This is a genomic window from Lysobacter olei, assembly GCF_054777355.1.
The window spans coordinates 244,362-261,619 of sequence record NZ_BAAHAT010000005.1; the positions used below are offsets into that span (position 1 = coordinate 244,362).

Sequence of the window (17,258 nt, forward strand, 5' to 3'; positions counted from 1 at the left end):
CCGGCCTCGCAGGCCGCTGCGCCGGTGGAAGTGGACGTGACGGGCAACATCGTGACCCGTTCGAAGAAGGACAATCCCGCGGCCGTCCCCGTCGGTGGCAAGCGCAACCTCTTCGACATGGATCGCGCCTCGCTCGAGCGCTTCTTCGAGGAAACGCTGGGCGAGAAGAAGTTCCGCGCGCACCAGGTGATGAAGTGGATCCACCACCGCTACGTCACCGACTTCGCTGACATGACCGACCTGGGCAAGGCGCTGCGCGCCAAGCTCGAGGCGCATGCCGAAGTGCGCGTGCCGCAGGTGATCTTCGACAAGGCCTCCACCGACGGCACGCACAAGTGGCTGCTCGGCATGGACCCGAAGAACGCCATCGAGACGGTTTACATCCCCGACAAGGGGCGCGGCACGCTGTGCGTATCGTCGCAGGTGGGCTGCGCGCTCAACTGCCAGTTCTGCTCCACCGCCACCCAGGGCTTCAACCGCAACCTGACCACCGCCGAGATCATTGGCCAGGCGTGGGTCGCGGCGCGCCACCTGGGCAACGTGCCGCACCAGCAGCGCAAGCTCACCAACGTGGTGATGATGGGCATGGGCGAGCCGCTGGCCAACTTCGACAACGTCGTGCGCGCCATGAGCATCATGCGCGACGATTTGGGCTACGGCCTGGCCAACAAGCGCGTCACCCTGTCCACCGCGGGCATGGTGCCGATGATCGACCGCCTGGCCGTCGAGAGCGACGTGTCGCTGGCGGTGTCGCTGCACGCCCCGTTCGACGAGTTGCGCACTGAACTGGTGCCGCTCAACAAGAAGTACCCACTGGACCAGCTGATGGACGCCTGCGTGCGCTACGCCCGCGGCAAGAAGTCGTCCGTCACTTTCGAATACACCCTGATGAAGGGGGTCAATGACCAGCCGCAGCATGCCCGCGCGCTGGCCCGCCTGATGCGCCAGTTCGACAATGCGGTGCAGATGAATGACGCGGCCAAGGTCAACCTGATCCCGTTCAATCCGTTCCCGGGCACGCGCTTCGAGCGCCCGGACGAAACCGCGGTGCGCAGCTTCCAGAAGCTGCTCAACGAGGCCGGGCTGATTGCCCCGGTGCGCCGCACGCGAGGCGACGACATTGATGCGGCCTGCGGCCAGTTGAAGGGGCAGGTCATGGACCGGACCCGGCGCCAGGCCGAATTCCGCAAGCAACTCCAAGCGCAGGGAGTGGACGATGCGGCCTGACGGTCGCCGCGTCCGTGACCTCCAATCGCCGGCCGCGATCGGGCTGGCCCTGCTCTTGTCGATGGTCGCCGGCTGTGACCGGCTGAATTTCGTCAAACCGGATCCGAGTCGCCGTGGCTTCGAACGGACGGCGCCGGAAGTCACCTTGCGGCGGCAGCCTGCCGATTCGCTGGGGCTGTTGCAGCGCGGGCAGCAGGCGTTGTTGGCCGGCGACCTGGACGGCGCCGAGGAGGCAGGCCACAAGGGGGCCCGGCTCGATCCCCAATCCCCCCAGGCGCAGACCCTGCTGGCCATGGTGGCGGACAGGCGGGGGCAGACGGCCAAGGCCGGCAAGCTTTACCGACGCGCCCTTGAGCTGGCGCCTGACTCGGGTGTCATGTTGAACAACTACGCTGCATGGCAATGTGCAGCGGGGCGGGCGGCCGAGGCGTTGCCCATGTTCGAGCGGGCAGCGGTCGCGCCCGGGTATCCAACACCGGCTACTGCGCTTGCGAATGCGGGGGTATGTGCGGCGAGGAGTGCGATGCCGGAGCGGTCGGAACAATTGCTTCGGCAGGCACTCGCGATGGATGCAGTCAACGTCGTCGCTTTGGCGGCAATGGCCGAGGGTGAGTTCCAGAAAGGGCGGTACTTCGAGGCCCGGGCATTTTCCGAGCGGCGCCTCGCAGCCGCACCGGCGGACCGGGGTGCCTTGGAGCTTGCGTCACAAATTGAGCAAAAACTGGGCGACAACGTGGCGGCGGCCAAGTACGTTCAGCGGATCAGGCTGGAGTTCCCGGACGCGGCGAACTCCGTTTCAGGGGATGGCACCAGACGATGAAACAATCGGGGCAGGTTGTGGCTGATGTTTTCACGGGTTGTGGCGAACAGCTGAAGCGGGCGCGCGACGCCGCCGGGTTGACGGTCGATGCCGTCTCCGGAAGCAGTCGCATCCCGGTCAAGGTGATTCAGGCCATCGAGGCCGAAGACTGGGAGCGGTTGGGGGCTCCTGTGTTCATTCGTGGCCAGTTGCGCAGCTATGCGCGCCTGCTCGGGATTGATCTGGAAGCGCAACTCCAGCAGGCGCAGGTTGCGAGCACGTCCTTGCCGCCACTGGTCAGCCACACCCACACGCCGTATCTGCGGCGCCTGGCCGAGCAGGCAGGCCGTCGCGCCGTCTACATCGCGCTGACCGTGGTGATTGTCGCGCCGGTCATTTTTGCGTCGCGCAGCCACCTCGGGGGCGGATCGGCGGGCACGGTGAAGTCGCTGGACAGCTACGCGGTGCCTTCCGCGCCGGCAACCACAGCGACGCCTCCCACGCCCGCCCAGCGCACCCCGGTCATTGCCTCCATGGCCACCATGACGCCATCGGCGCCAGCCGCATCCAAGACGCTGGAACTCGTGCTCACCGACGAGAGTTGGGTGCAGGTGTCCGGGGGCGATGGCAGCACCCTGGAGAAGGGGGTGCTCAAGGCAGGCGAGCGCCGCAGCTATTCGGTCGGCGAGTTGGGGCGTGTCGTACTGGGCAATTCCGCGGCCGTGCAGGTGCTGCACGAGGGTCAGCCGGTCGATCTGAAAGCGTTCAGCCGAGCGAACGTGGCGCGCTTTACGCTATCCTCTGACGGTTCCCTCGCGCCGGTGGTCGACTGACCCGCGTCGCGGGTCATTCAAAACCACTTGGGCCCCAGCCGTCTGGCGGGGCGAGACAGCATGGCGATCGACGAGCTTCTAGACGAACACGAACAAAGTGAACGCGTCCGCGAATGGCTGCGCCGCAACAGCGGGGCGCTGATTGGTGGTATCGCCCTCGGGCTTGCGGCGATCGGCGGTTGGAAGTGGTGGGAAAACCACCAGGCCCAGCAGAAATTGCAGCAGGCCGACGCCTACCAGGCGGCCGTCAGCGCCGTGAAGGCCGGCGACAAGCAGGCGGCCAGCAAGACCAAGGGGCTGGAAGGTACCTATGCGGTTCTGGCCGCACTGGAACTCGCCAAGTCGCAGGTCGAATCGAGTCAAATCGACGCCGCGGTGGCGACGTTGCGCGCGGTCAAGACGACCGATGCCGCGTTGACTGAGGTGGTGAACGAGCGGCTCGCCCGCCTCCTGATCGACACCAAGAAGGCCGATGAGGCGCTGAAGCTGCTGGGCACGCTGGACACGCCGACCGCCCTTGAGGTGCGTGGCGATGCGCATGCGGCGCTGGGACAGCCTGACAAGGCCCGTGAAGCCTACAACCAGGCCCTGACCAAGCTCGCGGTGGGTTCGCCGCAGCGAAGCCTGCTGGAACTGAAACTGTCTGAAGTCGGCGGCGTCCCCACTGCCCGCGAGGCCAATTCCTGATGAATTCCAATTTCCGCATGGATCGCCCGGGCTTGAACGCCGTCGTGCGCGTTTCGCTCGTGCTGGCCTGCGCCGGCGCCCTCGCCGGTTGTTCCACCGTCAAGGGCTGGTTTGGCGGCAAGAAGGGCGACGACAAGCCCAACGAGCCTCTGGCGCTGACGGACCTCACCCCCTCGGTGACGGTGTCCAAGCTGTGGTCCGCCAACGCGGGCAAGGGCGAGGGGCGTGTGGGCGTGGGTCAACGCCCTGCGGTGGCCGACGGGCGTGTCTACGCCGCGGCCGTTGAAGGTGGCGTGCGCGCATTTGACCTCCAGACCGGCAAGTCGGTCTGGACGTACGAGTCGAAGAAGGCGCTGACCGGTGGCCCGGGTGCGGGCGACGGTCTGGTCGTTGTGGGTGGCCTCGATGGAGAGGTGATCGCACTCGACGCGGCCACGGGCGCGGAAAAGTGGCAGGCCAAGGTCACGGCCGAGGTCGTCGCGCCGCCGGCCGTGGGGCAGGGTCTGGTCTTCATCCGTTCCAACGACGGGCGGGTGACGGCATTGGATGCCGCCACCGGCGAGCGCCGCTGGTTCTGGAACCGTGACCTGCCCACGCTCACCGTTCGCGGCAACGACGCGCCTGCGCTGGGTCCTGGCGTGGTCTTCGTCGGCAACGACGATGGCACGATCGCCACCTTGGCGATGGCCGACGGCCGCCCGCTGTGGGAGCAGACGGTGGCCGAGCAGGACGGACGCACCGAACTCGACCGGATGGCCGACGTGGACGGTTCGCCCCTGCTGGACGGCACGACCCTCTACGCGACCAGCTACAAACAGCAGACCCTGGCCATCGACGGCCCCAGTGGTCGCCCGATGTGGGTCAGCAATCACGGTGGCGCCGGCTCGCTCGGCAACGCCTCCGACCGCCTTATCGTGTCCTCGCCCACGGGCACGGTGTACGCGCTGGACAAGGCGGGCGGCAGTGCACTTTGGCAGCAGGCCGGCCTGGCCCGCCGCAGCCTGACCGCGCCGGCGGTGCAAGGCGATTACGCCGTGGTCGGCGATTACGACGGCTACCTGCACTGGCTGCGGCTGGACAACGGCGAGTTCGCCGCCCGTGCCCGCATGGGCGGCTCCACCCTGCGCGCCACCCCGGTGGTGGTTGACGGTATCCTCGTCGCGCAGAACGTGGATGGCGAGCTGACCGCTTTCCGCCTCGGCCAGTAAGGGCCTGCCGGGTGAAAGCCCGGCCCCAAGCCCCGGTCCTGTGTAGGGCCGGGGTCGTTTCGTTTTTGATCGGGTAGGTTTCGATGCTTCCGCTCGTCGCGCTCGTTGGTCGTCCCAACGTCGGAAAATCCACGCTGTTCAATGCGCTGACCCGCAGTCGGGACGCGCTTGTGCACGACCAGCCGGGCGTCACTCGTGACCGCCACTACGGCGTGTGCCGCCCCGAGGGCCAGCGTCCCTTCATGGTGGTCGACACCGGCGGCATCGCGGGCGAGGGCGAAGGCCTGGCCGGCGCGACCACCCGGCAGGCGCGCGCCGCGGCCGAGGAGGCCGACCTGGTCCTGTTCGTGGTCGACGGCCGCGAAGGTGCCTCCGCGCTGGACGACGAGATCCTGGCATGGCTGCGCAAGGCTGCCCGCCCGACCATGCTGATCGTCAACAAGACCGACGGCCTGGATGTTCAAGGGGCCATCGGTGAGTTCGCCCGCTACGGCATCAGCGAGGTGCATGCCACTTCGTCCGCGCACCGCCAGGGCATCGACACGCTGATCGAGCGTGTGCTGAAGAAGTTGCCGGAAGAAGGCGCTGCCGAGGCGCTGGACGAGGATCCCAATCGCATCCGGGTGGCCTTCATTGGCCGGCCGAACGTGGGCAAGTCGACTCTCGTGAATCGCCTGCTGGGCGAGGAGCGCATGATCGCCTCCGACGTGCCGGGCACCACCCGTGACTCGGTCGCCATCGACATGGAGCGCGACGGCCGCCTGTACCGGTTGATCGACACCGCCGGCCTGCGCCGCAAGGCCAAGGTGGAAGAGGCGGTCGAGAAGTTCTCCATCATCAAGACCCTGCAGGCCATCGAGCAATGCCAAGTGGCCGTGGTGATGCTGGACGCGGGCGAGGGCGTGACCGATCAGGACGCCAGCGTGCTCGGCTACGCCCTGGATGCGGGTCGTGCCCTGGTCGTCGCGGTCAACAAGTGGGATGGCCAGACCGATTACCAGCGCCAGCAGGCCGAGGCGCTGCTGGTTCGCAAGCTCGCCTTCGTGGAGTGGGCGGAAGCCGTCCGCATCAGCGCCAAGCACGGCTCGGGCTTGCGCGAGCTGTTCGCGGCGATCCACCGTGCGCACGCTTCCGCGACGCACGAGTTCGGCACCAGCGAAGTCACCAAGGCGATGGAAATCGCCTATGAAACCAACCCGCCGCCGGTGGTGCGCGGGCATGTCGCGAAGTTGCGCTTCTGCCACCCGGCAGGCATCAATCCGCCGACCTTCGTGGTGCACGGCACCCGTCTGCGCACGCTCAGCGACTCGTACAAGCGCTACCTCGAGAACTTCTTCCGCAAGCGGTTCAAGCTGGTGGGTACCCCGGTGCGGTTCGTCTTCAAGGAAGGCACCAATCCGTACGAAGGCAAGAAGAACGTGCTGACCGAGCGCCAGATTGCCAAGAAGAAGCGTCTGATCCGGCACGTGAAGCGCCGCGGCAAGTAAGGGTACGGCAAGCAAGTGCAGGGCAAGTAAGCGCGGGGACGTACGTAAAGGCGGATAATGGCGCCATGAGCGTCGAGACCATCACCCCCGCCGAAGCCCGCCTGCGGCAGCAGCGCGGCATCCTGCTGGTAGACGTCCGCGAAACGCACGAGCACGCGACCGGGCATGCAACGGGCGCCCTTCGCATTAGTCGCGGCGTGCTGGAAGCCGATCCGAGGGCGCTGCTTCCTGATACGGGCGCCGAGGTCATGCTGATCTGCCAGGCCGGCAGCCGTTCCTTGCGTTGCGCGGACGCCCTGGTGGGGGCCGGTTACGTGCGCGTGGCCTCGGTCGAGGGCGGCACCTCGCGGTGGATGGCCGAAGGCCTCCCGGTCACGGTCCCCGAGGGCGACCGCGACTTCTATGACCGCTATTCCCGCCACCTGCGCCTGCCGGAAGTAGGCGAGGCCGGGCAGCGCAAGCTGCAGGCCGCACGCGTGGCGGTGGTTGGCGCGGGCGGGCTGGGCTCGCCTGCCGCGTTCTATCTCGCGGCCGCGGGTGTGGGGCACCTCAGGCTGGCCGATGATGACGTGGTCGACCGCAGCAACCTGCAGCGGCAGATCCTGCACACCGAGGCGCGCGTGGGCGTGCCCAAGGTGGAATCCGCCCGACTGGCCCTGACGGCGCTCAATCCCAGCATCTCGGTTGAAGCGCTGCCCGAGCGCGTCACCAGTGAAAACGTGGAGTCGCTCATCGCCGACGCCGACGTCGTGTTGGATGGCGGTGACAATTTCCCGGTGCGCTACCTGCTCAACGACGCGTGCATCAAGCTGGGCAAACCGCTCGTCTATGGCGCGGTCCACCGGTTCGAAGGGCAGGTCAGCGTGTTCGATGCCGGTCGCCAGCGTGGCGTGGCGCCCTGCTACCGCTGCCTGTTCCCCGAGCCACCGCCGCCGGAAGCCGCGCCCAATTGCGCCGAGGCCGGTGTTCTGGGCGTGCTCCCGGGCGTGATCGGGATGCTGCAGGCCACAGAAGTGCTGAAATTGATCCTCGGCATCGGCGAGCCGCTCGCCGGCCGGCTGCTGCACTTCGACGCGCTGGCCATGCGTTTTCGCGAGACGCGCCTGACGCCGGACCCGGATTGCCCAGTTTGCCGTCCGGGCCTGCCGTTTCCGGGGTACATCGACTACCAGGCGTTCTGCTCGGCAGGCTGACTTCGGGCCAGTGGGCGAGTGTCAGGGTTCTCGAAGGCAACCCTGTCGTAGGGCGTTGCCTGGCCACCAGCGCCGGAACTGTCGGCGGGATGCGATAATGCGCGGCCGCACCTGTTCCCGGACCCTCGCATGACGGCTTCCCAAGCCCCCGCCCGCATCCTTGACGGCAAGCGCATCGCCGATGACCTGCTCGACAACCTCAAGGCGAGGGTGGATGCGCGTGTCGCCGCCGGCAAGGCGCGCCCGGGGCTGGCCGTGGTGCTGGTCGGCAACGACACTGCGTCGGCCGTGTACGTACGCAACAAGCGCCGCGCCGCCGAGAAGGTGGGCATCCGCGCCATCGATTTCGACCTGGCGGCCGACACCAGCGACGAGGAGTTGCTGGCGCTGATCGACCGGCTCAACGCGAATCCCGAGGTGCACGGCATCCTCGTGCAACTGCCGCTGCCCGACCGCCGCGACGCCACCCAGCTGATCCACCGCATCGACCCGCGCAAGGATGTAGACGGCTTCCACCCGGAAAACGTCGGCCACCTCGCCCTGCGCCAGTTCGGACTGCGTCCGTGCACCCCGCGCGGCATCACCACGCTGCTGGCCTACACCGACAAGCCCGTGCGCGGGCAGAGCGCCACCATCGTTGGCGTGTCCAACCACGTGGGCCGCCCGATGGCGCTTGAACTCCTGATTGCCGGCTGCACCGTGACCAGCTGCCACAAGTTCACGCCGCCGCCCGTGCTGGAAGCCGCCGTCCGCGGCGCCGACATCCTGGTCGTGGCCGTCGGCCGCCCCGGCCTGATCCCGGGTGAGTGGGTAAAGCCGGGTGCCGTAGTCATCGACGTCGGCATCAACCGCCTCGACGATGGCCGCCTGGTGGGCGATGTCGGCTTCGACGCCGCCGCGCAGCGCGCGAGCTGGATCACCCCCGTCCCCGGCGGCGTGGGCCCAATGACCGTCGCCACCCTGATGCAGAACACTCTGGAAGCCGCCGAGGCCCTCGACCCGGCGCAGTAAACCCGCAGGTGTCTCGCGTACCTTCCCGCACCGTCTCGTGCGGGCATTCGCGGTTCTTCACTAGCGGCGATGCGCGGTGAATGAAGCGCCCAAGCCGCTGACTCATTGAAGAGTCCAGTCGGCAGGCAGGAAAGGGTCCGATGTTGCGCGCCAGTGATTCGAGCGGGCGGGCTGGCTCGCCGCCAGCCGCCCGACAAGCAGCTCCGCTCGTGGAGCAACGCTGCGTCCCATCAGCGCACCAAATCCCTTCCGCATCCGGGCGCACTTGCTTCTCCCCCAAGCCCCCATCAAGGTTTGGAGCGGGTTGCGGGGTGGTTCGGGGACCAAGCGAATTCCGTGGAGCGACTGCCCGGACCACCCCGCAACCCGCCCAGAGCCGCCCGTAACCCGCCCACAGACACCCAAAAAAAGTTACAATGACGCGCTTCATCCTCCCCGGACCCGGCCATGCTGCGTATCCAGGCTGAAGCGCTCACCTTCGACGACGTCTCGCTCGTCCCGGCGCATTCGACCGTCCTGCCCAAGGACGTTTCCCTCGCCACCCGCCTTACCCGCGACCTGACCATCCGCCTGCCGATCGTCTCGGCGGCCATGGACACCGTGTCCGAGGCGCGCCTCGCCATCGCCATGGCGCAGCTGGGCGGCATCAGCATCCTGCACAAGAACATGAGCCTGCAGGCGCAGGCTGCGCAGGTGGCGTCGGTCAAGAAGTTCGAAGCCGGCGTGATCAAGGAGCCGTTCACCGTCGGCCCCGAGACCACCATCGCCGAAGTGCTGAAGCTCACCCGCGCCCGCAACATCTCCGGCGTGCCGGTGGTGGAAGGCGGCCAGCTGGTCGGCATCGTCACCAGCCGCGACATGCGCTTCGAGAAGAAGCTGGACGATCCGGTCCGCCACATCATGACCAAGAAGGACCGCCTGGTGACGGTGCGCGAAGGCGCGTCGGACGAGGAGGTGCTGGACTTGTTGCACAAGCACCGCATCGAGAAGGTGCTGGTGGTGAACGACGGCTTTGAGCTGAAGGGCCTGATCACCGTCAAGGACATCCAGAAGAAGCAGGACAACCCCAACGCCGCCTATGACAGCAGCGAGCGTCTGCTGGTCGGCGCCGCAGTCGGCGTGGGCGGCGACACCGAAGCCCGCGTGGAAGCACTGGCTGCGGCCGGCGTGGACGTGGTGGTGGTCGACACCGCGCACGGTCACAGCCAAGGCGTGCTGGACCGCGTGAAGTGGGTCAAGAAGCACTTCCCGCAGCTGCAGGTCATCGGTGGCAACATCGTTACCGGCGACGCTGCGCTGGCGCTGATGGATCACGGTGCGGACGCCGTGAAGGTCGGCGTCGGCCCCGGTTCGATCTGCACCACGCGGATCGTGGCTGGCGTTGGCGTGCCGCAGATCACCGCGGTGTCGATGGTGGCAGAGGCACTGCAGGACCGCATTCCCCTGATCGCTGATGGCGGCATCCGCTACTCGGGCGACATCGGCAAGGCGATCGTCGCAGGTGCTTCCACGGTGATGATCGGCGGCCTGTTCGCCGGCACCGAGGAAAGCCCGGGCGAGATCGAACTGTTCCAGGGCCGCAGCTACAAGAGCTACCGCGGCATGGGCTCGCTGGGCGCGATGGAGCTGGGGTCCAAGGACCGCTACTTCCAGGACGCCTCCGACGCCGACAAGCTGGTGCCGGAAGGCATCGAAGGCCGCGTGCCGTACCGCGGCTCGCTGGGCGGCGTCGTCCACCAGCTCGCCGGTGGCCTGCGCGCCACGATGGGCTATGTGGGCTGCGCGACCATCGAGGACATGCGCAAGAAGCCGAGCTTCGTGCGCGTGACCAACGCCGGTTCGCGTGAGAGCCACGTCCACGACGTGCAGATCACCAAGGAACCGCCGAACTACCGCGCCGGCTAAGGCGACACGAGAAGGGAGACGCCAGCGTTTCCCTTCTTCGTTTCTGGCAACCCGAACTCGCGGCCCGCGCCGCACGCTTCCGATACGAAACGGCCCCCATGACCGACATCCACAGCGACAAGATCCTCATCCTCGACTTCGGCGCGCAGTACACCCAGCTGATTGCCCGCCGCATCCGCGAGATCGGCGTGTACTGCGAGATCTGGGCGTGGGACCACGACCCGGAGGACATCGCGAAGTTTGGCGCCAAGGGCATCATCCTGTCGGGTGGCCCGGAATCCACCACGCTGCCGGGCGCGCCAGCCGCACCGCAGCAGGTGTTTGACAGCGGCCTGCCCATCCTGGGCATCTGCTACGGCATGCAGACCCTGGCCGCGCAGCTCGGTGGCGCTACCGAAGCCGCAGACCAGCGCGAGTTCGGCCACGCCGAGGTGCAGCTGGTGGCGCACGACGCGCTGCTCGGCGGCCTGAGTGACCACGACGGCGAGCCGCGCATCGACGTGTGGATGAGCCACGGCGACCACGTGTCGAAGGCGCCGCCGGGCTGGACCATCACTGCCACCACCGACCGCATCCCGGTCGCGGCGATGGCGAACGAGGACAAGCGCTGGTACGGCGTGCAGTTCCACCCGGAAGTGACCCACACCAAGCAGGGCAGCGCGCTGCTGCGCCGCTTCGTGGCCGACATCTGCGGCTGCAAGACGCTGTGGACCGCGGCGAACATCATCGAGGACCAGATCGCCCGCGTGCGCGAGCAGGTCGGCAACGACGAGGTGATCCTTGGCCTGTCCGGCGGCGTGGACTCGTCGGTGGTCGCGGCGCTGCTGCACAAGGCCATCGGCACGCAGCTGACCTGCGTGTTCGTCGACACCGGCCTGCTGCGCTGGAACGAAGGCGACCAGGTGATGGCGATGTTCGCCGAGCATATGGGCGTCAAGGTCGTGCGCGTCAACGCCGCCGACCGCTACTTCAAGGCGCTGGAAGGCGTCAGTGACCCGGAAGCCAAGCGCAAGATCATCGGCAACCTGTTCGTCGAGATCTTCGATGAAGAGTCGAACAAGCTCAGCAACGCCAAGTGGCTGGCGCAGGGCACGATCTACCCGGACGTGATCGAGTCGGCCGGCAGCAAGACCGGCAAGGCGCACGTGATCAAGAGCCACCACAACGTGGGCGGCCTGCCGGAGGACATGAAGCTCAAGCTGGTGGAGCCGCTGCGCGAGTTGTTCAAGGACGAGGTGCGCCGCCTGGGCGTCGAGCTCGGCTTGCCGCGCGAAATGGTCTATCGCCACCCGTTCCCGGGCCCGGGCCTGGGTGTGCGCATCCTGGGCGAGGTGAAGCCGGAATACGCTGAGCTGCTGGCCAAGGCCGACCACATCTTCATCGACGAACTGCGCAAGGCTGACCTGTACGACAAGACCAGCCAGGCGTTCGCGGTGTTCCTGCCGGTCAAGTCGGTGGGTGTGGTGGGAGACGCACGCGCCTACGAGTGGGTGATCGCACTGCGTGCGGTGGAAACCATCGACTTCATGACCGCGCACTGGGCGCACCTGCCGTACGAGTTCCTGGGCACGGTGTCCAACCGCATCATCAACGAGCTGCGCGGTGTGTCGCGCGTGGTCTACGACATCAGCGGCAAGCCGCCGGCGACGATCGAGTGGGAGTAGTCGGCCTGCTTGCGAGCCACTGGCTCGCAGGCCGACTACTGCCCGGCCATGGATGGCCGGGCCGGACGATCTGAAGATAAGTGCGCCGCGCCATAGATGGCAGAAGCAACACCGAACGCAGCGAGGCAGCGCGTGACTGACCCGGATTCAACGATTGTCATCGACGAGCGCTGGATGCGTCACGCGCTGTCCTTGGGCGAGCGCGCGGTGCAGCAAGACAACGAAATTCCCGTCGGGGCCGTGCTGGTGTCCGCCGATGGCGAGGTGCTGGGCGAGGGCTGGAACCGCAACATCACCGAGCAGGACCCCACGGCCCATGCCGAAATTGTCGCGATGCGGCAGGCAGGCAAGCGACTTGGGAACCATCGCCTGTTGGGGGCCACGCTTTACGTGACGCTGGAGCCCTGCGCCATGTGCGCAATGGCGATGATCCACGCGCGCATCGCGCGGGTCGTGTTCGGTGCATCGGATCCCAAGACGGGCGCTGCAGGAAGTGTCTTCGACTTGCTGGGCGATCCCCGGCACAACCACCAGGTCGAGGTTACGGGTGGTGTCCTGGCGGCTGAAGCCGGCACGCGCCTGACCAATTACTTCCGTGCCAAGCGCGGGCGGCCGCTGGTCTGATCAGAACTTGGGACGTCCGTGTGCGGAATGCGCGGGTCTCCGATTACAGGTGCATGTGCCATGCATGCGCACCGGCAAGGGGTTCATCCCCGTGCTCTTTAAATGCGCCGACGCGCCAATTCCTGGTCGAGCTCTTCGTCAAAACTGGTGACCGCCAGGCTGACCTCGCGCCACATCATGACGCTGGCGACCAACAGGCACAGGACGCCTACGACGGCCAACGCGGTGGGTACGGCGCCGAGCTTGAAGTCGAACAGCGTATCGGCTGCCAGCCCGAGGCTCGTGCCCACGAACGCCCCCAGCGCCAGATACAGCATCTGGCAGGTGCGCAGCACCAGGTGGGCGCGGATGCGGTGGCGGCGGATCTGCCGGTCGCGTTGTTCACGGTCCGGCGCATCGTCCTTCCACTCCTTGATCAGCGCACGCAGCCGGTCGACGACGCGCGCCAGGCGCGTATTGGCGGAGATCAGCAGCGAGCCAGTCGCGGCCATCAACAGGGCCGGGGCCAGCATCGCGGTCAGGATGGCGTGTTCGCCGAGCATCGACAGGTCCAAGGATTGCTCCGTGGGTGCAAGGGACAGTGCGATATCATGCGCCGTCCCATCACGTATCGCGAGCACACGTGGCCACATCACCCAACGAACACCGACTGATCTGGATCGACCTGGAGATGACGGGGCTGGATACCGATCGTGATTCCATCATCGAGATCGCGACGGTGGTGACCGATGGTGACCTCAACGTACTGGCGGAGGGCCCGGTCTTCGCCATTGCCCATCCGGTGGAACGGCTGGAAGCCATGGACGATTGGAACCGCAACCAGCACGGCAAGTCGGGTCTCTGGCAGCGAGTAGTGGAGCAGGGCGTCCCAATGGAAGAGGCTGAGGCGCAAACGCTGGCCTTCCTGTCGCAGTGGGTGCCGGCCAAGGCCTCACCGATCTGTGGCAACTCCATCTGCCAGGATCGGCGATTCCTGTACCGCTGCATGCCGAAGCTGGAGCAGTACTTCCACTACCGCAACCTCGACGTCAGCACGGTCAAGGAACTTGCGCGGCGCTGGGCACCTTCGGTGTTGGCAAGCGTGCAGAAGGCCGGCAAGCACACCGCGTTGGCCGACATCCATGACTCGATCGCCGAACTGCGGCACTACCGCGCCGCGATGGGGCGGTTGGGCGGTAACGCGGGCTGATCAGCCCTTCTTGGGCAGGTCGCCGTCGTCGGCTACGGAGCGGGCCAACAACTCCGCCAGCGGGCGGCCGTCGGCATCGTGGTGGTACACGTGCAGGTCGCGCTGGGGGTAGGGGATGTTCAGGCCCTTGCCGATGATCCGGTCACGCACGCCCTCGGTCAGGTCGCTGCGTACCCGGACCATGTCCTCGGTGGGCACCCATGCGCGCAGTTCGAGGTCCACGCTGCTCTCGGACAGATTCATCACCAGCACTTCGGGCTTGGGCTCCCGAAGCACCTTGGGATGGTCTTCGGCCAGCGCAAGTAATGCCTCGCGTGCGACGCGCAGGTCGTCCTCGTAACCCACGCCTACTTTGATATCGACGCGGCGCTTGGTGTTGGCCGTGAAGTTGATGATCGGCGCGGTGGTGATCAGGCTGTTGGGGACGATGACACTGCGATTGTCGACTGTGCGCATCCGGGTCTGGAAGACGCGCACCTGTTCGACGGTGCCCTCGATGCCCGCCGCCTGCACCATGTCACCCACATGGAACGGACGCTGCACGATCAGCATCACGCCCGAGGCGATGTTGGACAACGAATCCTTGAGTGCCAGGCCGATGGCAAGGCCGGCCGCGCCCAGCACCGCCATGACCGACGTGGTGGGCACGCCCAGTGACTGCAGGGCCGCGACGACCACGACGACGATCATCGCCGCGTAGGCGATGTTGCGTAGGAAGCCACGCAGGGTGGCTTCCATGTTGGCGCGTTCGAAGGCGCGGTCGAGGCCCTTGGACAGTCGCTTCGCCAGCCAGATCCCCAGCAGCAGGATCAGCACGGCGCCCAGCAGCTTCAGGCCCCAGCGCTCGGCCTCGGCCAGGAAGTTGATGCCTTCCAGCTTCTGCAGCGACTTCTGTACCTCGGCCTCCAACGCCATCCGCTCAGCCGCCGTTCTTGGCCTTGGCCAAGCGCAGCCAGGTGTCGACCACGGTGTCCGGGTTCAGCGACACCGACTCGATGCCCTGTTCCATCAGCCACTGCGCCAGGTCCGGGTGGTCGCTCGGGCCCTGACCGCAGATGCCGATGTACTTGCCCTTGGCCTTGGCGGCCGAGATGGCCATCGACAGCATCTTCTTGACCGCCGGGTCGCGCTCGTCGAACAGCTTGGCGACGATGCCCGAGTCGCGGTCCAGGCCCAGGGTCAGCTGGGTCAGGTCGTTGGAACCGATGGAGAAGCCGTCGAAGATCTCGAGGAACTCGTCCGCCAGCAGAGCGTTGGACGGCACTTCGCACATCATGATGACCTTCAGGCCGCCTTCGCCCTTCTTCAGGCCGTTGGCTTCCAGCACCTCGATGACCTTGCGGCCTTCGTCCAACGTGCGCACGAACGGGATCATGACCCAACAGTTGGTCAGGCCCATCTGCTCGCGCACCTTCTTGACCGCGCGGCATTCCAGCGCGAAGCAGTCGGCAAAGGACGGATCGACGTAGCGGCTGGCGCCGCGGAAGCCGATCATCGGGTTCTCTTCATGCGGCTCGTAGCGGTTGCCACCGATGAGGTTGGCGTATTCGTTGGACTTGAAGTCCGACAGGCGCACGATCACCGGGTTGGGCGCGAACGAGGCGGTGATGGTGGCGATGCCTTCTGCCAGGCGGTCGACGTAGAAGTCGACCGGGTTGCCGTAGCCGGCGATGCGCTCGTTGATCTTCGCCTTGGTCTCGGCGTCCTGCTGGTCGAACTCGAGCAGCGCCTTGGGGTGCAGGCCGATGTGGCTGGCGATGATCATTTCCAGGCGCGCCAGGCCCACGCCCGCGTTGGGCAGCATTGCGAAGTCGAAGGCGCGCTCGGGGTTGGCGACGTTCATCATCACCTTCAGCGGTGCTTCCGGCATGCTCTCCAGGTCGGTGACGAAACGCTCGTAGGGCAGGGTGCCGGCGTAGATGAAGCCGGTGTCGCCCTCGGCGCAGCTGACGGTGATCGGCTGGCCATCGACAATCGTGTCCAGCGCGTTGCCGGTGCCGACAACGGCCGGGACGCCCAACTCGCGGGCGATGATGGCGGCGTGGCAGGTGCGACCACCGCGGTTGGTGACGATGGCGGCGGAGCGCTTCATCACCGGCTCCCAGTCGGGGTCGGTCATGTCGGCGACCAGCACGTCGCCGGGCTGCACGCGGTTCATGTCGGCCAGCGAGCGCACCACGCGCGCGACGCCGGTGCCAATCTTGTGGCCGATGGCGCGGCCTTCGCACACCACCTCACCGCGCTGGCCGAGCTGGTAGCGCTCGATCTGCGTGGCGTGGGCGCGCGACTTCACCGTCTCCGGGCGGGCCTGCACGATGAACAGCTTGCCGCTGACACCGTCCTTCGCCCACTCGACGTCCATCGGACGGCCGTAGTGCTGTTCGATAACCAGCGCCTGCTTGGCCAGTTCTTGCACGTCCTCGTCGGAGATGGAGAAGCTGTTGCGCAGTTCGGCCGGGGTGTCCTCGATCTTGACGCGCTCGCCGGGCTTGTCCGAATAGACCATGCGCAGCTGCTTGGCGCCGATGGAGCGGCGCAGGATGGCGTGCTTGCCCTGCTGCAGGGTGGGCTTGTAGACGTAGAACTCGTCGGGGTTGACCGCGCCCTGCACGACCATTTCGCCCAGGCCAAAGCTCGAGGTTACGAACACCACGTCGCGGAAGCCGGACTCGGTGTCCAGAGTGAACAGCACGCCCGAGGCGCCCACGTTGGAGCGGACCATCAGCTGCACGCCGGCGGACAGGAACACGTCCTCGTGCTTGAAGCCGTGGTGCACGCGGTAGGCGATAGCGCGGTCGTTGTACAGGCTGGCGAAGACTTCCTTGACCTTGTGCACGACGTCGTCGGCGCCGGTCACGTTGAGGAAGGTTTCCTGCTGGCCGGCGAATGAGGCGTCCGGCAGGTCTTCGGCGGTGGCCGAGGAGCGCACGGCAACGGCGACATCACCACCGCCATTCTCGGCGCACAGCTGCACGTAGGCCTTGCGGATGTCGGCATCCAGGTCCGGCTGCAGCGGGGCGTCGATCACCCAGCCGCGGATCTCGCCGCCGGCAGCGGTCAGCGCGGGGACGTCTTCGACGTCCAGCGTGGCCAGCTTGTCGTAGATGCGCTGGTGCAGGTTGTTGTGGGCGATGAAGGCCTTGAAGGCCTCTGCCGTGGTCGCGAAGCCGCCCGGGACCGAGACGCCGAGGTTGGCCAGGTTGCCGATCATCTCGCCGAGCGAGGAGTTCTTGCCGCCGACGCGGGCAAGGTCGGACAGGCGCAGCTCGTGCAGCCAGAGGATGTTCTCGTTCAAACGGGCGATCTCCGTGGGGGCGGCGCGACCGGGTGCGTCCGGGCGCACTACAGAAGCTAATATGATCGCAGGGGCGCCGGACCCGTACAAGGTTGATCTGGCGGGCCTTTTCATATTGACACGGCCATTGGGGCCT

At 66.8% G+C, this 17,258-nt stretch carries 15 protein-coding genes; 12 read left to right on the forward strand and 3 right to left on the reverse strand.

Going from position 1 to position 17,258, the window contains the following annotated elements:
• The first annotated feature begins 48 nt into the window (after positions 1 to 48).
• The 11 genes from rlmN to tadA all read left to right on the forward strand — a co-directional run bounded on the left by rlmN (position 49) and on the right by tadA (position 12,638).
• Positions 49 to 1,227, forward strand: a complete 1,179-nt coding sequence (gene rlmN / locus ACYVBS_RS09475) for a dual-specificity RNA methyltransferase RlmN (RefSeq protein ID WP_460823401.1) — start codon at positions 49 to 51, stop codon at positions 1,225 to 1,227.
• On the forward strand, positions 1,217 to 2,047 hold the full coding sequence (locus ACYVBS_RS09480; protein ID WP_460823282.1) for a type IV pilus biogenesis/stability protein PilW: 831 nt from the start codon (positions 1,217 to 1,219) through the stop codon (positions 2,045 to 2,047). The genes rlmN and ACYVBS_RS09480 overlap by 11 nt, the downstream gene beginning before the upstream one ends.
• Complete coding sequence (locus ACYVBS_RS09485; protein ID WP_460823283.1) at positions 2,044 to 2,859, forward strand: helix-turn-helix domain-containing protein; 816 nt, start codon at positions 2,044 to 2,046, stop codon at positions 2,857 to 2,859. Before ACYVBS_RS09480 ends, ACYVBS_RS09485 begins: the two co-directional genes overlap by 4 nt.
• A 60-nt stretch (positions 2,860 to 2,919) precedes the next feature.
• Complete coding sequence (locus tag ACYVBS_RS09490; protein WP_460823284.1) at positions 2,920 to 3,546, forward strand: YfgM family protein; 627 nt, start codon at positions 2,920 to 2,922, stop codon at positions 3,544 to 3,546.
• The gene (gene bamB, locus ACYVBS_RS09495) at positions 3,546 to 4,754 is read left to right on the forward strand and encodes an outer membrane protein assembly factor BamB (RefSeq protein ID WP_460823285.1); all 1,209 of its coding nucleotides are present in this window, start codon (positions 3,546 to 3,548) and stop codon (positions 4,752 to 4,754) included. The genes ACYVBS_RS09490 and bamB overlap by 1 nt, the downstream gene beginning before the upstream one ends.
• Before the next feature lie 83 nt (positions 4,755 to 4,837).
• Positions 4,838 to 6,241: a ribosome biogenesis GTPase Der gene (gene der, locus ACYVBS_RS09500; RefSeq protein ID WP_460823286.1), complete on the forward strand. Its 1,404-nt coding sequence runs from the start codon at positions 4,838 to 4,840 to the stop codon at positions 6,239 to 6,241.
• A gap of 65 nt (positions 6,242 to 6,306) precedes the next feature.
• Entirely contained in the window at positions 6,307 to 7,434 is a 1,128-nt protein-coding gene (moeB, locus tag ACYVBS_RS09505) for a molybdopterin-synthase adenylyltransferase MoeB (protein ID WP_460823287.1), read from the forward strand.
• Positions 7,435 to 7,563: 129 nt separating this feature from the next.
• Positions 7,564 to 8,445, forward strand: a complete 882-nt coding sequence (folD, locus tag ACYVBS_RS09510) for a bifunctional methylenetetrahydrofolate dehydrogenase/methenyltetrahydrofolate cyclohydrolase FolD (protein WP_460823289.1) — start codon at positions 7,564 to 7,566, stop codon at positions 8,443 to 8,445.
• 447 nt (positions 8,446 to 8,892) lie between these two features.
• Positions 8,893 to 10,350 carry an IMP dehydrogenase gene (gene guaB, locus ACYVBS_RS09515; protein WP_460823290.1) on the forward strand — a complete coding sequence of 486 codons (1,458 nt, stop codon included), beginning with the start codon at positions 8,893 to 8,895 and terminating at the stop codon, positions 10,348 to 10,350.
• Between the two features lie 98 nt (positions 10,351 to 10,448).
• Positions 10,449 to 12,014 (forward strand): glutamine-hydrolyzing GMP synthase, encoded by a 1,566-nt coding sequence (guaA, locus tag ACYVBS_RS09520; protein WP_460823291.1) that lies wholly within the window; start codon positions 10,449 to 10,451, stop codon positions 12,012 to 12,014.
• Positions 12,015 to 12,110: 96 nt separating this feature from the next.
• Positions 12,111 to 12,638, forward strand: a complete 528-nt coding sequence (gene tadA, locus ACYVBS_RS09525; protein WP_460823293.1) for a tRNA adenosine(34) deaminase TadA — start codon at positions 12,111 to 12,113, stop codon at positions 12,636 to 12,638.
• A gap of 98 nt (positions 12,639 to 12,736) precedes the next feature.
• On the opposite strand, the gene ACYVBS_RS09530 is transcribed toward tadA, so the two are convergent.
• Positions 12,737 to 13,192 (reverse strand): DUF2721 domain-containing protein, encoded by a 456-nt coding sequence (locus ACYVBS_RS09530; protein ID WP_460823294.1) that lies wholly within the window; start codon positions 13,190 to 13,192, stop codon positions 12,737 to 12,739.
• Between the two features lie 68 nt (positions 13,193 to 13,260).
• Between ACYVBS_RS09530 and orn the strand changes: the two genes are divergently transcribed.
• The gene (orn, locus tag ACYVBS_RS09535; protein WP_460823296.1) at positions 13,261 to 13,827 is read left to right on the forward strand and encodes an oligoribonuclease; all 567 of its coding nucleotides are present in this window, start codon (positions 13,261 to 13,263) and stop codon (positions 13,825 to 13,827) included.
• Here the strand turns inward: orn and ACYVBS_RS09540 are convergent, their stop codons facing one another.
• Positions 13,828 to 14,742 carry a mechanosensitive ion channel family protein gene (locus tag ACYVBS_RS09540; RefSeq protein WP_460823298.1) on the reverse strand — a complete coding sequence of 305 codons (915 nt, stop codon included), beginning with the start codon at positions 14,740 to 14,742 and terminating at the stop codon, positions 13,828 to 13,830. It abuts the gene before it with no gap.
• A 4-nt stretch (positions 14,743 to 14,746) separates the two neighbouring features.
• The gene (gene ppsA, locus ACYVBS_RS09545) at positions 14,747 to 17,122 is read right to left on the reverse strand and encodes a phosphoenolpyruvate synthase (protein ID WP_460823299.1); all 2,376 of its coding nucleotides are present in this window, start codon (positions 17,120 to 17,122) and stop codon (positions 14,747 to 14,749) included.
• Positions 17,123 to 17,258: the final 136 nt, after the last annotated feature.